The 13,924-nt window shown below is 60.4% G+C and carries 15 protein-coding genes; 10 read left to right on the plus strand and 5 right to left on the minus strand.

Annotated elements, in window-relative coordinates; translation table 11 throughout:
* Positions 1-3 precede the first annotated feature (3 nt).
* From OZ428_RS21150 to OZ428_RS21165, 4 genes are all read right to left on the minus strand, one after another.
* A complete protein-coding gene (locus tag OZ428_RS21150; protein ID WP_269131176.1) occupies positions 4-1,383 on the minus strand; it encodes an LLM class flavin-dependent oxidoreductase in 1,380 nt (459 codons plus the stop codon).
* Positions 1,383-1,709 carry a hypothetical protein gene (locus OZ428_RS21155; RefSeq protein ID WP_061448944.1) on the minus strand — a complete coding sequence of 109 codons (327 nt, stop codon included), beginning with the start codon at positions 1,707-1,709 and terminating at the stop codon, positions 1,383-1,385. The genes OZ428_RS21150 and OZ428_RS21155 overlap by 1 nt, the downstream gene beginning before the upstream one ends.
* A 9-nt stretch (positions 1,710-1,718) precedes the next feature.
* Positions 1,719-2,915: an SfnB family sulfur acquisition oxidoreductase gene (locus OZ428_RS21160; RefSeq protein ID WP_269131177.1), complete on the minus strand. Its 1,197-nt coding sequence runs from the start codon at positions 2,913-2,915 to the stop codon at positions 1,719-1,721.
* A 154-nt stretch (positions 2,916-3,069) separates the two neighbouring features.
* Complete coding sequence (locus tag OZ428_RS21165; RefSeq protein WP_269131178.1) at positions 3,070-3,633, minus strand: helix-turn-helix domain-containing protein; 564 nt, start codon at positions 3,631-3,633, stop codon at positions 3,070-3,072.
* Between the two features lie 92 nt (positions 3,634-3,725).
* On the opposite strand from OZ428_RS21165, the gene OZ428_RS21170 reads away from it, so the two are divergent.
* From OZ428_RS21170 to OZ428_RS21200, 7 genes are all read left to right on the plus strand, one after another.
* Positions 3,726-4,667 (plus strand): DMT family transporter, encoded by a 942-nt coding sequence (locus OZ428_RS21170; protein WP_269131179.1) that lies wholly within the window; start codon positions 3,726-3,728, stop codon positions 4,665-4,667.
* 117 nt (positions 4,668-4,784) lie between these two features.
* On the plus strand, positions 4,785-7,706 hold the full coding sequence (locus OZ428_RS21175) for a monovalent cation/H+ antiporter subunit A (RefSeq protein ID WP_038846033.1): 2,922 nt from the start codon (positions 4,785-4,787) through the stop codon (positions 7,704-7,706).
* Positions 7,706-8,050 (plus strand): Na+/H+ antiporter subunit C, encoded by a 345-nt coding sequence (locus OZ428_RS21180; RefSeq protein ID WP_003192163.1) that lies wholly within the window; start codon positions 7,706-7,708, stop codon positions 8,048-8,050. Before OZ428_RS21175 ends, OZ428_RS21180 begins: the two co-directional genes overlap by 1 nt.
* Positions 8,047-9,729, plus strand: a complete 1,683-nt coding sequence (locus tag OZ428_RS21185) for a monovalent cation/H+ antiporter subunit D (RefSeq protein WP_177095432.1) — start codon at positions 8,047-8,049, stop codon at positions 9,727-9,729. The genes OZ428_RS21180 and OZ428_RS21185 overlap by 4 nt, the downstream gene beginning before the upstream one ends.
* Positions 9,726-10,214, plus strand: a complete 489-nt coding sequence (locus tag OZ428_RS21190) for a Na+/H+ antiporter subunit E (protein WP_269131180.1) — start codon at positions 9,726-9,728, stop codon at positions 10,212-10,214. The genes OZ428_RS21185 and OZ428_RS21190 overlap by 4 nt, the downstream gene beginning before the upstream one ends.
* Entirely contained in the window at positions 10,211-10,489 is a 279-nt protein-coding gene (locus OZ428_RS21195; RefSeq protein WP_005789171.1) for a K+/H+ antiporter subunit F, read from the plus strand. The genes OZ428_RS21190 and OZ428_RS21195 overlap by 4 nt, the downstream gene beginning before the upstream one ends.
* Positions 10,486-10,824, plus strand: a complete 339-nt coding sequence (locus tag OZ428_RS21200) for a Na+/H+ antiporter subunit G (RefSeq protein WP_269131181.1) — start codon at positions 10,486-10,488, stop codon at positions 10,822-10,824. The genes OZ428_RS21195 and OZ428_RS21200 overlap by 4 nt, the downstream gene beginning before the upstream one ends.
* A 308-nt stretch (positions 10,825-11,132) precedes the next feature.
* On the opposite strand, the gene lepB is transcribed toward OZ428_RS21200, so the two are convergent.
* Entirely contained in the window at positions 11,133-11,801 is a 669-nt protein-coding gene (gene lepB / locus OZ428_RS21205; RefSeq protein ID WP_269131182.1) for a signal peptidase I, read from the minus strand.
* Between the two features lie 112 nt (positions 11,802-11,913).
* Here lepB and OZ428_RS21210 point away from each other — a divergent pair, with 112 nt between their 5' ends.
* The 3 genes from OZ428_RS21210 to OZ428_RS21220 all read left to right on the plus strand — a co-directional run bounded on the left by OZ428_RS21210 (position 11,914) and on the right by OZ428_RS21220 (position 13,815).
* Positions 11,914-12,480 (plus strand): dihydrofolate reductase family protein, encoded by a 567-nt coding sequence (locus OZ428_RS21210; RefSeq protein WP_269131183.1) that lies wholly within the window; start codon positions 11,914-11,916, stop codon positions 12,478-12,480.
* A gap of 139 nt (positions 12,481-12,619) precedes the next feature.
* Positions 12,620-13,105 (plus strand): Hcp family type VI secretion system effector, encoded by a 486-nt coding sequence (locus OZ428_RS21215; protein ID WP_177075321.1) that lies wholly within the window; start codon positions 12,620-12,622, stop codon positions 13,103-13,105.
* A complete protein-coding gene (locus OZ428_RS21220) occupies positions 13,102-13,815 on the plus strand; it encodes a DUF4225 domain-containing protein (RefSeq protein WP_269131184.1) in 714 nt (237 codons plus the stop codon). The genes OZ428_RS21215 and OZ428_RS21220 overlap by 4 nt, the downstream gene beginning before the upstream one ends.
* The last annotated feature ends 109 nt before the right edge of the window (positions 13,816-13,924 follow it).

Here is a 13,924-nt window from a genome sequence, read left to right on the forward strand (position 1 = left end):
CAGTTAGATTGCGCTGGCCTTGAGGTCGCGGTAACCGGCGCCGGGGTGATTGGCGCCCAGCCGTGCACCGTCACCAAACAACTTCTCGCGCAGCGTGCCCTGGGCATATTCGGTCTTGTACACCCCACGCTTCTGCAACTCCGGCACCAGCAGGTCCACAGCGTCGATGAAGGTTTCGTGGGTCAGCGCATAGGCCAGGTTGAAGCCGTCTACGTCGGTTTCCTCGACCCACTCTTGCAACAGGTCCGCCACGGTTTCCGGGCCGCCTACAAACAGCGGGCCAAAGCCGCCGATGCCGACCCAATCAGCCAGCTCGTTGGGCGTCCAGACCTTGTTCGGGTCGGCCGTGGAGAAGGCTTCCACCGCCGATTGGATGGCGTTGGTGTGCACATGCTTGAGGGGTTCGTCGGGTTTGAACTGGCTGAAGTCGATGCCGGTCCAGCCAGAGATCAACGCCATCGCGCCTTCATAGCTGACGTAGGATTTGTACTCGTCGAACTTAGCCTTGGCCTTGGCATCGGTCTCACCGACGATCACGGTCTGCAGGTTGAAGATCAGGATTTTCTTCGGGTCGCGCCCTGCCTCGGCGGCACGCCGGCGGATGTCAGCAACCGTTTTTTTCAGCAGCACCTTGGACGGTGCGGCGACGAACACACACTCGGCCTGCTCGGCGGCGAACTGTTTGCCTCGGCTGGACGCGCCGGCCTGGTACAGCACCGGCGTACGTTGCGGCGAGGGTTCACACAGGTGAATACCGGGCACCTGGAAGTGTTTGCCGACATGGCGGATCTCGTGGATCTTGCTCGGGTCACTGAAAATCCGGCGCTCGCGGTCACGCAACACGGCGCCCTCCTCCCAGCTGCCTTCCCAGAGTTTGTAGCAAACCTCCAGATATTCCTCGGCGTAGTCGTAGCGCGCATCGTGTTCGGTCTGGGCTTTTTGGCCCAGGTTCTTGGCGCCGCTTTCCAAGTAGGAGGTGACGATATTCCAGCCAATGCGGCCCTTGGTCAGGTGGTCCAGGGTCGAGAGGCGCCGGGCGAACGGATACGGATGTTCGAATGACAACGATGCGGTCAGACCGAAACCAAGGTGTTCGGTAACCAACGCCATCGGCGCGATCAACGACAGCGGATCGTTAACTGGCACCTGCGCCGCCTGGCGAATCGCCGCATCGCCGTTGCCGTTGTAAACGTCGTAGATGCCCAGCACGTCGGCGATGAACAGGCCGTCGAACTTACCGCGTTCAAGGATCTTGGCGAGGTCGGTCCAATACTCCAAGTCCTTGTACTGCCACGAACGGTCACGCGGGTGCGCCCACAGGCCGGGCGATTGGTGACCGACACAGTTCATGTCGAAGGCATTCAAGCGGATTTCACGGGACATCAAAGCACTCCGTTGAGGTGGTAGTTGCCGACAACCTGGTATTTCCAGCGCAGCGGGTCATCGAGGCTTGACGGCAGTGCGGTGCGTTGGCCGGTCAGTTCGAATTCAGCGTTGCTCGCGGCAATCAAGGCTTCGGCGGCGGCGATCTGCGCTTCGGTGGCGGCCACCGGGCTTGGGTGGGTTTCAGCGCGTTCCAGCAGGGCGGCGGCCACGTCGACGCGGATCTGCAGATCGCCGAAGCGGCTGATCACATAGGGGTCATCGCTTTTCTGGACATGGCGGCGGGTGCTGTCCAATAGTTGGCGTGCAAGGCTCAGTGCGGTCATCGTCAATCCTCAGTTCCAGGCGTGGCGCGCGGGCTTCACGCCGTTGAGCACGAAATTGCCGATCAGGTGGTACTTCCAGCGCGCCGGGTCGTGCAGGGTGTGGGTGCGCGCGTTGCGCCAGAAGCGGTCAAGGTTGTGTTTGCCGGTGACCGAGCGGGTGCCAGCCAGTTCGAAGAGTTTGCTGCTGGCGAGCAAGGCGGTTTCGGCTGACAGCACTTTGGCTTGGGCAACCACCAACGAGGCGTGGGCCACGCTGTCTTCACTCGGTTCGGCGAGGGCACGATCCACCGCCAGACCGGCCTTGGCGAGGATGGCTTCGGTGCCGTGCACGCGCCACTCCAGGTCGCCGATGGCGGCGATGGTGAACGGGTCCTGCCAGCCGTGATCCTGTTGGCTGTCGATCCACGGCCGCGCCTGGCGTGCGTAGATCTTGGCCTGTTCAAGGGCGCCCAGGGCGATGCCGGTGTCGACGGCTGCCTGGATGATCTGTGAAATCGGGCCGTTGGCGGTGGGTTGATCGAAGGCCTGGTGGGCGGGGATCACCGCGCTGAGAGGCACGGTTACGCCGTCAAGGGTCACGCCGCCGCTGGCGGTGGTGCGCTGGCCGAAACCATCCCAACTGTCGATCACGCTCAAGCCCTGGGCATCACGCTCGATGAAGGCGATGAATGCCTGGTTTTTTTCGTTATTACCGACGGTGGGCACGATGTGGGCGAACAACGCGCCAGTGCAGTAGAACTTCTCGCCGTTGATTTGCGCGGTGTCGCCGTGGAAACGGATCTGCGTGTCGAAGGTGCCGGCGTTCTTGCTCTTGGCTTCGGAGAACGCATTGCCGAAACGATAGCCTTGCAGGACTTTGCCGAAGTAGTAGTGTTTTTGTTCCTCGGTGGCCGTCTGCAGCAGAATGTCGACGACACCGAGGTGGTTCTGCGGAATCTGCCCCAGGGAGGGGTCGGCGGCGGAGATCAGTTTGATCACCTCGGCCACTGTCACATACGACACCTCGGCGCCGCCATAAGCCTTGGGAATGGTGATGCCCCACAAGCCGCTGGCCGAGAATTCGTCGAGTTCGGCCACCGGCAGGCGACGCTCACGGTCGCGCGCGCTGGCGTCGACCGCGAACCGTGCAGCCAGGCGCGTGGCGACCTCGATGGCTTCCGCGTCCGAGCGGATGATATGGGCAGGGTGTTGAGGGTGGGCTGACATGGGCCGACTCCAGGCTCCGAGGGGATACTGGAGTGATTGCAGGAGTCGTGCCTGAATGTAATCGCCAATAAAATCAGCGATTTGCTGGTCATTCAGCGCAACAGAGCGCGTTTCAAAGCAGCAAAGTGTCCATCCACTGTTGCCGGGCGAACAGTTAGATCACCACGTTGCGCACAAACCGCACAGACACATCGCCGTCATTGCGATAGCCATGCACGTGGCGGCTGGCGAACATATAAAACTCACCGGCGGCGACGTGTTTTTCTTCCTCGCCCACCAGCAGGGTAAGGCAGCCTTCGAACACGAACAGTTGCACGCTCCAGCCTTCCGGATCGGGATCTGGGCTGTAGCGATCGCCCGGTTCCAGTTGCATCTCCCACAACTCGACTTCACGCCGTGCCGTAGCCTTGGCCAGCAACACCGCCTTGCTGCCGGGGATTTCACCGGCCCAGGCCAACTCGTTGATACGGCTGTGGTCAGGGGCATCCGGCGCCTGGATCAAGTCACTGAACGCCACGTCCAACGCTTCGGCCACGCGGTCGAGGGTGGACAGGCTGACATTCTTCTCCCCCGCCTCGATGGCCACCAGCATGCGCCGGCTGACCCCGGATTTTTCCGAAAGCGCGGTCTGGCTCAGGTCGGCGGCATGGCGCAGGCGACGAACGTTCTGGCTGACGTGCTGCAGGACCGAGGCCCGGTGTGGATTTTCTTTGTGCACTATATTGCTCAATGGGTGGGTGTGCGCAGTATACTGCCCAGCGTGCGGCGCATTGTGCGGTCCGTGCCTTTCCCTTGCAAGACCGAGCCGCCATGACCACCGCGAACGCCTCCCCTCGTTTCAACCGTTTCAGCAAAGCCGAATGCATCCTGGTGGTGATCACCATGATCTGGGGCGGCACCTTTTTGCTAGTGCAACACGCGATGACCGTCAGCGGGCCGATGTTTTTCGTCGGGCTACGGTTTGCGGCGGCGGCGATTGTGGTCGGCTTCTTTTCCTTGCGCACGTTGCGTGACCTGACGCTGTTCGAGTTGAAGGCCGGGGTATTTATCGGCGTGGCAATCATGTTTGGCTACGGGCTGCAAACCATTGGTTTGCAGACGATCCTGAGCAGCCAATCGGCGTTTATCACGGCGTTGTATGTACCGTTCGTGCCGTTGCTGCAATGGCTGGTGTTGGGACGCCGTCCAGGCTTGATGCCGAGCATTGGCATCATGCTGGCGTTTACCGGCTTGATGCTGCTGACCGGGCCGGCGGGCGCTTCGCTGAATTTCAGCCCCGGTGAGATCGCCACGTTGATCGGCGCGGTCGCGATTGCCGCTGAAATCATCCTGATCAGCGCCTTTGCCGGCCAGGTGGATGTGCGCCGGGTGACCGTGGTGCAACTGGCCACGGCGTCATTGCTGTCGTTCCTGATGGTGGTGCCGATGGGCGAGGCCTTGCCGGGGTTCTCGTGGCTGCTGCTGTTCAGTGCGGTGGGCCTGGGTTTGACCAGCGCGGTGATCCAGGTCGCCATGAACTGGGCCCAGCAAAGCGTTTCGCCCACCCGAGCCACGTTGATTTATGCCGGTGAGCCGGTGTGGGCAGGCGTGGTCGGACGGATCGCCGGGGAGCGCTTCCCGCCGATTGCGATGCTGGGCGCAGCGTTGATTGTGGCGGCGGTGATTGTCAGTGAAATGAAGACCAAGGCACAAAAGGCGCTTGCAGTGGACAATGAGCTGGAACAGGAACATCAGGGCAAAGCGGGGCATTGAAACAATGCCAAATGGGAGTTTTCGGCCTACCTTGTAGGATCCTGCCACATCTTGCCGTTTGGTGATCGAGAAAGCGGCACGTATGATGCATCCCAAACTCCCGCAGATTAGAAGCCTATGTCCCTGATAGTTCTACTGCTTCTGCCGTTCGCTGGCAGCTGTCTGGCGGCCTTGCTGCCGCACAATGCACGTAACACCGAATCCCTGTTGGCCGGCCTTGTGGCCCTGGTCGGCACCATTCAAGTCGCCCTGCTCTACCCCCAGATCGCCCATGGTGGCGTGATCCGCGAAGAATTCATGTGGTTGCCCAGCCTCGGGCTGAACTTCGTGCTGCGCATGGATGGGTTTGCCTGGCTGTTCTCGATGCTGGTGCTGGGCATCGGCACGCTGGTGTCGTTGTATGCGCGCTATTACATGTCGCCGGACGACCCGGTGCCGCGCTTCTTTGCGTTTTTCCTGGCGTTCATGGGCGCCATGCTCGGGCTGGTGATTTCCGGCAACCTGGTCCAGATCGTGTTCTTCTGGGAACTGACCAGCCTGTTCTCGTTCCTGCTGATCGGCTATTGGCACCACCGCGCCGATGCACGACGCGGCGCGTACATGGCGTTGATGGTCACCGGCGCGGGCGGCTTGTGCCTGCTGGCGGGCGTGATGTTGCTGGGGCATATCGTCGGCAGCTACGACTTGGACCAGGTGCTGGCAGCGGGCGATCAGATTCGCGCGCACTCGCTGTACCCGGTCATGCTGGCTCTGGTGCTGATCGGTGCCTTGAGCAAAAGCGCGCAGTTCCCCTTCCACTTCTGGCTGCCTCACGCAATGGCGGCGCCCACGCCGGTGTCGGCGTACCTGCATTCGGCAACGATGGTGAAGGCCGGCGTGTTCCTGTTGGCCCGCCTGTGGCCGTCGCTGTCCGGCAGCGAAGAATGGTTCTATATCGTCGGCGGTGCCGGCGCGATTACCCTGCTTCTCGGCGCTTACTGCGCGATCTTTCAAAACGACCTCAAGGGCCTGCTGGCCTATTCCACCATCAGCCACCTCGGCTTGATCACCTTATTGCTGGGCCTCAACAGCCCACTGGCCGCCGTCGCTGCGGTGTTCCACATCCTCAACCACGCCACGTTCAAGGCCTCGTTGTTCATGGCCGCAGGCATCATCGACCACGAAAGCGGCACCCGCGACATTCGCAAGCTCAGTGGCCTGGTCCGCTTGATTCCCTTTACCGCGACCCTGGCGATGGTTGCCAGTGCGTCCATGGCCGGGGTGCCGTTGCTCAACGGTTTCCTGTCCAAAGAGATGTTCTTTGCCGAAACCGTGTTCATCTCCTCCACCGCCTGGGTGGAATTTGCCCTGCCGGTGATCGCGACGGTCGCGGGTACGTTCAGCGTGGTCTACGCGCTGCGCTTTACCATTGATGTGTTCTTTGGCCCCACCGCCACCAACCTGCCACACACGCCACACGAGCCCCCCCGCTGGATGCGTGCGCCGGTGGAGCTGCTGGTGTTCACCTGCCTGCTGGTGGGGATTTTCCCGGCCCAGGTGGTCGGTTCGATCCTCGCCGCTGCCGCCTTGCCTGTCGTCGGCGGCGTGCTGCCGGAGTACAGCCTGGCCATTTGGCACGGCTGGAATGCGCCGATGATCATGAGCCTGGTGGCCATGTCCGCTGGCGTCGTTCTGTATCTATTGCTGCGCAAGCAACTCAAGCGTGGCCGCTTCAAATACCCGCCCATCATCAGTTACTTCAACGGTAAGCGCGGCTTCGAGCGCAGCCTGGTGGTGATGATGCGCGGGGTGCGCAAGATCGAGAAACGCATCAGCACCAAGCGCCTGCAGACCCAGTTGTTCCTGCTGGTGTTGGTGGCGGTGATCGGTGGCATGATCCCGATGCTCAACAGTGGCCTCAGTTGGGGCGACCGGCCGAAGATCCCGGGCTCCATCGTGTTCGTGACCCTGTGGCTGCTGGCGATTGCCTGTGCCCTCGGTGCCGCCTGGCAAGCCAAGTACCACCGGCTGGCGGCCCTGACCATGGTCAGCGTGTGCGGCCTGATGACCTGCGTGACCTTTGTGTGGTTCTCGGCGCCGGACCTGGCGCTGACCCAGTTGGTCGTCGAGGTAGTGACCACGGTGCTGATCCTGCTCGGCCTGCGCTGGCTGCCACGGCGGATCGAAGAAGTGTCGCCACTGCCGAGTTCGCTGCGCAAGGCACGCATTCGCCGCCTGCGCGACTTCTTGCTGTCGACCGTGGTAGGCGGCGGCATGGCGCTGCTGTCCTACGCGATGTTGACGCGCCAGACGCCCAACGACATTTCCTCGTTCTACTTAAGCCGTGCCCTGCCCGAAGGCGGCGGCAGCAATGTGGTGAACGTGATGCTGGTGGACTTCCGGGGCTTCGATACCCTGGGTGAAATCACCGTGCTCGGCGCCGTGGCGCTGACCGTGTACGCCCTGCTGCGACGCTTCCGCCCATCGAAAGAAAGCATGCAACTGCCCGCGCAACAGCGTCAGCTGGCGCCGGACGTGGCCACCGACCTGGTCAACCCGCGCCAGGCCAGCGACACCGCCCTGGGCTTCATGATGGTGCCGGCGGTGCTGGTGCGCCTGCTGCTGCCGATTGCGCTGGTGGTGTCGTTCTACCTGTTCATGCGCGGCCACAACCAACCGGGCGGCGGGTTTGTCGCCGGCCTGGTGATGTCGGTGGCGTTTATCCTGCAATACATGGTCGCCGGCACGCAGTGGGTCGAGGCGCAGATGAGCCTGCGGCCGATGCGCTGGATGGGCTTCGGGCTGTTCTCGGCGACGCTGACCGGCCTCGGTGCACTGTTTGCCGGGTATCCATTCCTCACCACCCACACCTGGCATTTCAGCCTGCCGCTGCTCGGCGACATCCATATCGCCAGCGCCTTGTTCTTCGACGTCGGCGTGTACGCCATGGTCGTCGGCTCGACGCTGCTGATGCTCACCGCCCTCGGCCACCAGTCCGTGCGGGCCCATAAACCGAGCAACCAGGCCAAAGTGGTTGCCGCAACGGAAGGAGCCGCCTGATGGAAGAAGTCATCGCAATTGCCATTGGGGTCCTGGCGGCCTCCGGCGTCTGGCTGATCCTGCGGCCACGGACCTTCCAGGTGGTGATGGGCCTGTGCCTGTTGTCGTATGGGGTCAACCTGTTCATTTTCAGCATGGGCAGCCTGTTTATCGGCAAGGAGCCGATCATCAAGGACGGCGTGCCGCAAGACTTGCTCAACTACACCGATCCCCTGCCCCAGGCGCTGGTGCTGACGGCTATCGTGATCAGCTTCGCCATGACCGCCTTGTTCCTGGTGGTGCTGCTCGCCTCCCGTGGCTTGACCGGCACGGACCATGTGGACGGCCGGGAGCCCAAGGAATGACGTGGATGAATCAAATGATCGTCGCGCCGATCCTGCTGCCGTTGCTCACCGCCGCGTTGATGCTGATGCTCGGCGAGAAGCACCGTCCGCTCAAGGCGCGCATCAACCTGTTCTCCAGCATGATCGGCCTGGGCATCGCCGTTTTGCTGCTGTACTGGACGCAAAAAGGCGGCCCCGGCTCGATTGGCGTGTACCTGCCGGGAAACTGGCAAGTGCCGTTTGGCATCGTGTTGGTGGTGGATCAGTTATCGGCACTGATGCTGGTGCTCACCGGCATCATCGGCGTGAGTGCGCTGCTGTTCGCCATGGCCCGCTGGGACCGTGCGGGCACCAGTTTCCACGCGCTGTTCCAGGTGCAGATGATGGGTCTGTATGGCGCCTTCCTCACCGCCGACCTGTTCAACCTGTTCGTGTTCTTCGAGGTGCTGCTGGCGGCGTCCTATGGCTTGATGCTGCACGGCTCGGGCCGGGCGCGGGTGTCGGCGGGGCTGCATTACATTGCGATCAACCTGCTCGCGTCGTCGCTGTTTTTGATTGGCGCGGCGATGATCTACGGGGTGACTGGCACGCTGAACTTCGCTGACCTGGCGTTGAAAATCCCGCTGGTGCCGGAGGCGGATCGTGGCCTGTTGCACGCCGGTGCGGCGATCCTGGCGACGGCATTCCTGGCCAAGGCCGGCATGTGGCCACTGAACTTCTGGCTGGCGCCCGCCTATTCTTCGGCGAGTGCGCCGGTGGCGGCGATGTTCGCGATCATGACCAAGGTCGGCGTGTACACCGTGCTGCGCCTGTGGACCCTGCTGTTCTCCGGCCAGGCCGGTGCGTCGGCGCTGTTTGGTGGGGACTGGCTGGTGTATGGCGGCATGGCGACCATCATCTGCGCCGGGTTGGCGATGGTGGCGGCGCAGCGGCTGGAGCGCATGGCCAGCTTGAGTATTCTGGTGTCGGCGGGGATCTTGCTGTCAGCCGTTGGTTTCGCTCAGCCAAGCCTGACGGCGGGGGCGCTGTTTTATCTGGTCAGCTCGACACTGGCATTGAGCGCGCTGTTCCTGCTGGCCGAACTGATCGAGCGTTCGCGCTCGGCCAACGACCTGCCGCTGGATGAAGAGATCGATGCGCTGCCCAAAGCCATGGAATCGCTGCACCCGCGCCCTGGCGTGAACCTGGATGATGAACAGCAAGCCGTGGTCGGCCAGGTGATTCCCTGGACCATGGCGTTCCTGGGCTTGAGTTTTATCGCCTGCGCCCTGCTGATCATCGGCATGCCGCCGCTGTCCGGGTTTATCGGCAAGCTCAGCCTGTTGAGTGCACTGGTCAATCCGTTGGGCCTGGGCGTCAGCGTTGACGCGCCGATCCGTCCGGCGGCCTGGGGCTTGGTGGCGCTGTTGATCTTATCGGGCCTAGCCTCGTTGATCGCCTTCGCCCGCCTCGGCATCCAGCGTTTCTGGACCCCAGAAGAGCGCCCTTCGCCGCTGCTGCGTCGCTACGAGTGCCTGCCGATCTTCTTCCTGCTGGGCTTGAGCATCCTGCTGACCTTCAAGGCCGAGCCGCTGATGCGCTACACCCAGGACACGGCCGTCAGCCTGAACAACCCGGAACACTACGTGATGGCGGTGATGGCCACGCGCCCGGTGCCGAGCCCTGAAGCCAAGGCCGCCGCGCTGGAGGTGCAGCCATGAAGCGTCTGTTCCCTGCTCCGTGGTTGTCGCTGGCGTTGTGGTTGTTGTGGCTGGTGCTCAACCTGTCCGTGAGCCCCGGCAACCTGCTGCTGGGCGCGCTGCTGGGTTTTCTGGCGCCGCTGATGATGGCGCCGCTGCGGCCGTTGCCGATCCGCATTCGTCGCCCTGGGGTGATCATTCGCCTGTTTTTCCTGGTGGGCCGCGATGTGATCATCTCCAACCTGCAAGTGGCCTGGGGCGTGCTGATGTGCGGCTCCCGCCCGCCGCGTTCGCGCTTCATCAAAATCCCCCTGGACCTGCGCGATGCCAACGGCCTGGCGGCGTTGTCGATGATTACCACGGTGGTGCCCGGCACCATCTGGTCGGAACTGGCGCTGGACCGCAGCATCCTGCTCTTGCACGTGTTTGACCTGGAGGATGAAGCATCCTTCATCGAGCACTTCAAGACCACCTACGAACGGCCCCTGATGGAGATCTTCGAATGAGCGCCCTGCTCTCCAATGCGATCCTGTTCAGCCTGTTCCTGTTCTCGCTGGCCATGGTGCTGACGCTGATCCGTCTGTTCAAAGGCCCATCGGCCCAGGACCGGGTATTGGCGCTGGACTACCTGTACATCCTGGCGATGCTGATGATGCTGGTGTTGGGCATTCGCTACGCCAGTGACACCTACTTTGAAGCGGCGCTGCTGATCGCGCTGTTTGGCTTCGTGGGTTCGTTTGCCCTGGCGAAATTCCTGCTGCGTGGGGAGGTGATTGAATGATGCCGTTATGGATGGAAATCATCGTGGCCGTGCTGCTGGTGTTGAGCAGTGTGTTTGCGTTGATTGGCGCGATCGGCTTGCTAAGGATGAAGGACTTCTTCCAGCGCATGCACCCGCCGGCATTGGCTTCGACGTTGGGGGCGTGGTGTGTGGCGTTGGCGTCGATCATCTACTTTTCGGTACTCAAGTCCGGCCCGGTGTTGCACGGGTGGTTGATTCCGATCTTGTTGTCGATCACGGTGCCGGTGACCACGTTGTTGCTGGCGCGTACGGCGTTGTTCCGTAAGCGTATGGCGGGAGATGATGTGCCGGCGGAGGTCAGCAGCCGCCGCTGATTTTTCAAGTGGGCAGCGTAAAAATGTGGGAGCTGGCTTGCCTGCGATTGCGGTGGTTCAGTCAACATCTTCGGTGACTGACGCTCCCTCATCGCAGGCAAGCCAGCTCCCACATTGGTTTTGCGCTAGGCGAAAGATCGGATTCTAACCGCCAGCTCTGCCAACTCAGCAACATCCACTCGCCCGTGATCACTCGTCTTCCCACAGGAGGTGCGCTGGGGAAGTCTTTTGAACGATGCGGCAGAAAATGCAATCCATTTGAATCTCCGTCAGTGGATCCGGGTGTCCTTCAACTGGCAGAAATTCTATTACAAAATCGCCGCGCCAAACCTGCGGAACCGCGGCATCCAATCATCCAGAATCTGCGCTGAAGCCAGCACATGATGCGCCCGCCCGATCAACAGCCGGCGCGGCACAAAACCGATATACCGGGAGTCGTCGCTGTTATCGCGGTTGTCCCCCAGCATGAAGTAACTGTCAGCCGGCACAGTGACCGGGCCAAAATTGCGCAACGCCCGTACCATCGGCATGAACTGCACCGTGCGCTGACGGTTGGCCGCCAGCTCGTTCAGCTTGATCCCCGGCACCGTGTGGCCGGGCACGATGGGCTCGCTGATGTCCTGGGCATCACTGTAGGTGGCCGGCACGCCGTTGACCCACAGCACCTCGTCTTTCATTTCCAGGGTGTCACCGGGAATACCGACGATGCGCTTGATCAGGCGCATACCGTCCTTGGGCGACGAGAATGTCACCACATCGCCGCGCTGGGGGCTATCGATTTTGGCCAGGGAAATATCGGTGAGCGGCACCTTGAGGTCATAGGCCACACGGTTGACCAGCACCACATCCCCCTCCAGCAAGGTCGGGCGCATGGAGCCGGAGGGGATCGGGTTCCAATCGGCCAGGGAGGTACGGAAAACGCCGAAGCACACCCAGAACATGATTGCGTAACGGTAACGGATCAACCAACTTCGCATACATCCTCGCACGACAGACAGGGGCATCAGGGCAATTTCTTAGAAGCTCGGTTGTTGCAGGTCAGGATTAAATTATCATTAGCGTCCAAGCGCATAAAAAGGAGTTTTCGCCATGGATATCAAATGCTCAGTCTTTATCGCAGCCAGCCTCGACGGCTTCATTGCCCGCCCGGACGGTGATATCGAATGGTTACACCGACCGCAGTATGAAACCGCTGAGCTGAAGGGCGTGACCTATGAAAGCTTCATCGCCACCGTGGATGCGCTGGTGATGGGCCGAAAAACCCTGGAGAAGGTTTTGTCCTTTCCCGAGTGGCCCTATGAGGGTACGCCGGTCATTGTCCTGTCTCGCCAGCAGCTGGAAATCCCGGCACATCTGGAAGGCAAGGTCGAGGTCATGGCGGGAGACGTGACCACACTGGTGACGACGTTAGCCGAACGCGGCATGAAGCATCTGTATATCGACGGCGGGCAGACGATCCAGGCGTTTCTTGAAGTGGGTCTGATCGACGAGTTGATCATCACGCGTATTCCGGTATTGCTTGGGAAAGGGATCCCGTTATTCAGCCAGGAAGGCAGCGAGCGTGAACTTCACCATCTCGGCACGCATGCGTCGGACAATGGGTTTGTCCAAAGCTGCTACAGGGTTGGGGAGGCAGTGGCCTTCTGTAAGGGTTAGATATGTCCACCCTAGATCTCCAGACTAAAACTGTCGAATATTCCTACATCCCGCTCGCACCATAAAAAGCGAAGCGTCTGATATTTCCTATTTACTTTTTTGCGTATGTTCAGGGTAAACGACTCAGAGTGTTTACCCCATGGCATACCACGGCTACATGTCCATCAAAGGACAATCCCAAGGCCTGATTTCGGCTGGCTGCTCGACCCAGGACTCTATCGGTAATAAGTGCCAGGAGGGACACCGAGACGAAATCATGGTGATGTCCTTTAACCACAACATGCTTAATACAGGCAATGTCAGGGCATCTACCCATGGGCCGGTGGTGATTACAAAGAACATTGATAAATCATCGCCTTTGTTGGCCGTGGCATTATCAAACCGAGAAGAACTGAACTGCGTAATTAACTTTTATCGTACCTCGCAGTTTCGTCAGCGCGAGAAATACTACACCGTCGATATCAGGGGCTGCATCATTGCCAGCCTGACGGTGGAGGTGCCACACGCTGTTCTGTTAACCGATGTAGAAGCGCAGGAACATCTGGCCATTCGTTATCGGGAGATCATCTGGACCCATCATCTCGCGGGCACCAGTGGTTACGGTTCATGGGAAGCCGGGCGATGAAATCGAAAAACAAAAGCCCGCCCCCAACGTTTCATGACTTATGGGAAGTCAGCCACGCTGCAGCAAGATTAACCAGCCAAGCGTGCACGATCAGCGCGCGCCATCTGCAGGATGGTATTACACGGTCAATATTCAATCGCGAGGTTGCGTATTACGCTCGTAGCATCGTTAGGGATGTGGAGCGGGGGAAAAAGACGGTCAATCAGGGCCTGGTAGAGATAAAAGCCGAACAACAAAGCCTGCTGAACCAGTCAATGGAAATTGGCCGCAAAGGCATTGGAGTTGTAGCAGGCGCGCTGCAAATGGCCACAGGCGCTGGAATTTGCTACGCCTCCGTTGGCACGCTCTGCCTTATTGCGGGGGTGCCGCTGATGGCGCATGGCGCAAATAACGTATATGAGAGTGGGCGTAACCTGATAACAGGGCACTCGGATACGGTGGGGCCGGTACGTGGCGCGTATCAATCGGCAGCATCCGCTATGGGTTATGACGAGCGAGGAGCCAATATTGCCTATGGTTCAATTGATATTGGGCTATCCGTCTACAGTGCAGCTAGATATGTACTTAAACCTGATGCTTGGCGCCTATTTAGATACATCCCAACCGATTACATTCGAGCATACAAAACAATGCCCCCTACTACGATGGGAATCGAAGCCTATACAGACTTTCAAACCATAAAGCAGATGCACGGAGAGGAAAAACATTGACACTCTGGCTCGCCTGGACCTTTCCGATATTCGCTACATGGGGAATTCTTTGCGCATACACACTAAAAATACGCTTTTCTGGAAGCGGGTATTTTTTTACCAAGTTTCT

Origin of the sequence: Pseudomonas sp. GXZC, from assembly GCF_026967615.1 — a bacterium.
Taxonomy (GTDB): domain Bacteria; phylum Pseudomonadota; class Gammaproteobacteria; order Pseudomonadales; family Pseudomonadaceae; genus Aquipseudomonas; species Aquipseudomonas azotoformans_A.

Excerpts from the sequence above, each read along its gene's own strand:
- OZ428_RS21170 (WP_269131179.1), top strand. The coding sequence starts at position 3,726 with ATGACCACCGCGAACGCCTCCCCTCGTTTCAACCGTTTCAGCAAAGCC.
- OZ428_RS21155 (WP_061448944.1), bottom strand. The coding sequence starts at position 1,709 with ATGACCGCACTGAGCCTTGCACGCCAACTATTGGACAGCACCCGCCGC.
- OZ428_RS21180 (WP_003192163.1), top strand. The coding sequence starts at position 7,706 with ATGGAAGAAGTCATCGCAATTGCCATTGGGGTCCTGGCGGCCTCCGGC.
- OZ428_RS21160 (WP_269131177.1), bottom strand. The coding sequence starts at position 2,915 with ATGTCAGCCCACCCTCAACACCCTGCCCATATCATCCGCTCGGACGCG.
- OZ428_RS21190 (WP_269131180.1), top strand. The coding sequence starts at position 9,726 with ATGAAGCGTCTGTTCCCTGCTCCGTGGTTGTCGCTGGCGTTGTGGTTG.
- OZ428_RS21200 (WP_269131181.1), top strand. The coding sequence starts at position 10,486 with ATGATGCCGTTATGGATGGAAATCATCGTGGCCGTGCTGCTGGTGTTG.
- OZ428_RS21215 (WP_177075321.1), top strand. The coding sequence starts at position 12,620 with ATGGCATACCACGGCTACATGTCCATCAAAGGACAATCCCAAGGCCTG.
- OZ428_RS21220 (WP_269131184.1), top strand. The coding sequence starts at position 13,102 with ATGAAATCGAAAAACAAAAGCCCGCCCCCAACGTTTCATGACTTATGG.
- OZ428_RS21150 (WP_269131176.1), bottom strand. The coding sequence starts at position 1,383 with ATGTCCCGTGAAATCCGCTTGAATGCCTTCGACATGAACTGTGTCGGT.
- lepB (WP_269131182.1), bottom strand. The coding sequence starts at position 11,801 with ATGCGAAGTTGGTTGATCCGTTACCGTTACGCAATCATGTTCTGGGTG.
- OZ428_RS21185 (WP_177095432.1), top strand. The coding sequence starts at position 8,047 with ATGACGTGGATGAATCAAATGATCGTCGCGCCGATCCTGCTGCCGTTG.
- OZ428_RS21195 (WP_005789171.1), top strand. The coding sequence starts at position 10,211 with ATGAGCGCCCTGCTCTCCAATGCGATCCTGTTCAGCCTGTTCCTGTTC.
- OZ428_RS21210 (WP_269131183.1), top strand. The coding sequence starts at position 11,914 with ATGGATATCAAATGCTCAGTCTTTATCGCAGCCAGCCTCGACGGCTTC.
- OZ428_RS21175 (WP_038846033.1), top strand. The coding sequence starts at position 4,785 with ATGTCCCTGATAGTTCTACTGCTTCTGCCGTTCGCTGGCAGCTGTCTG.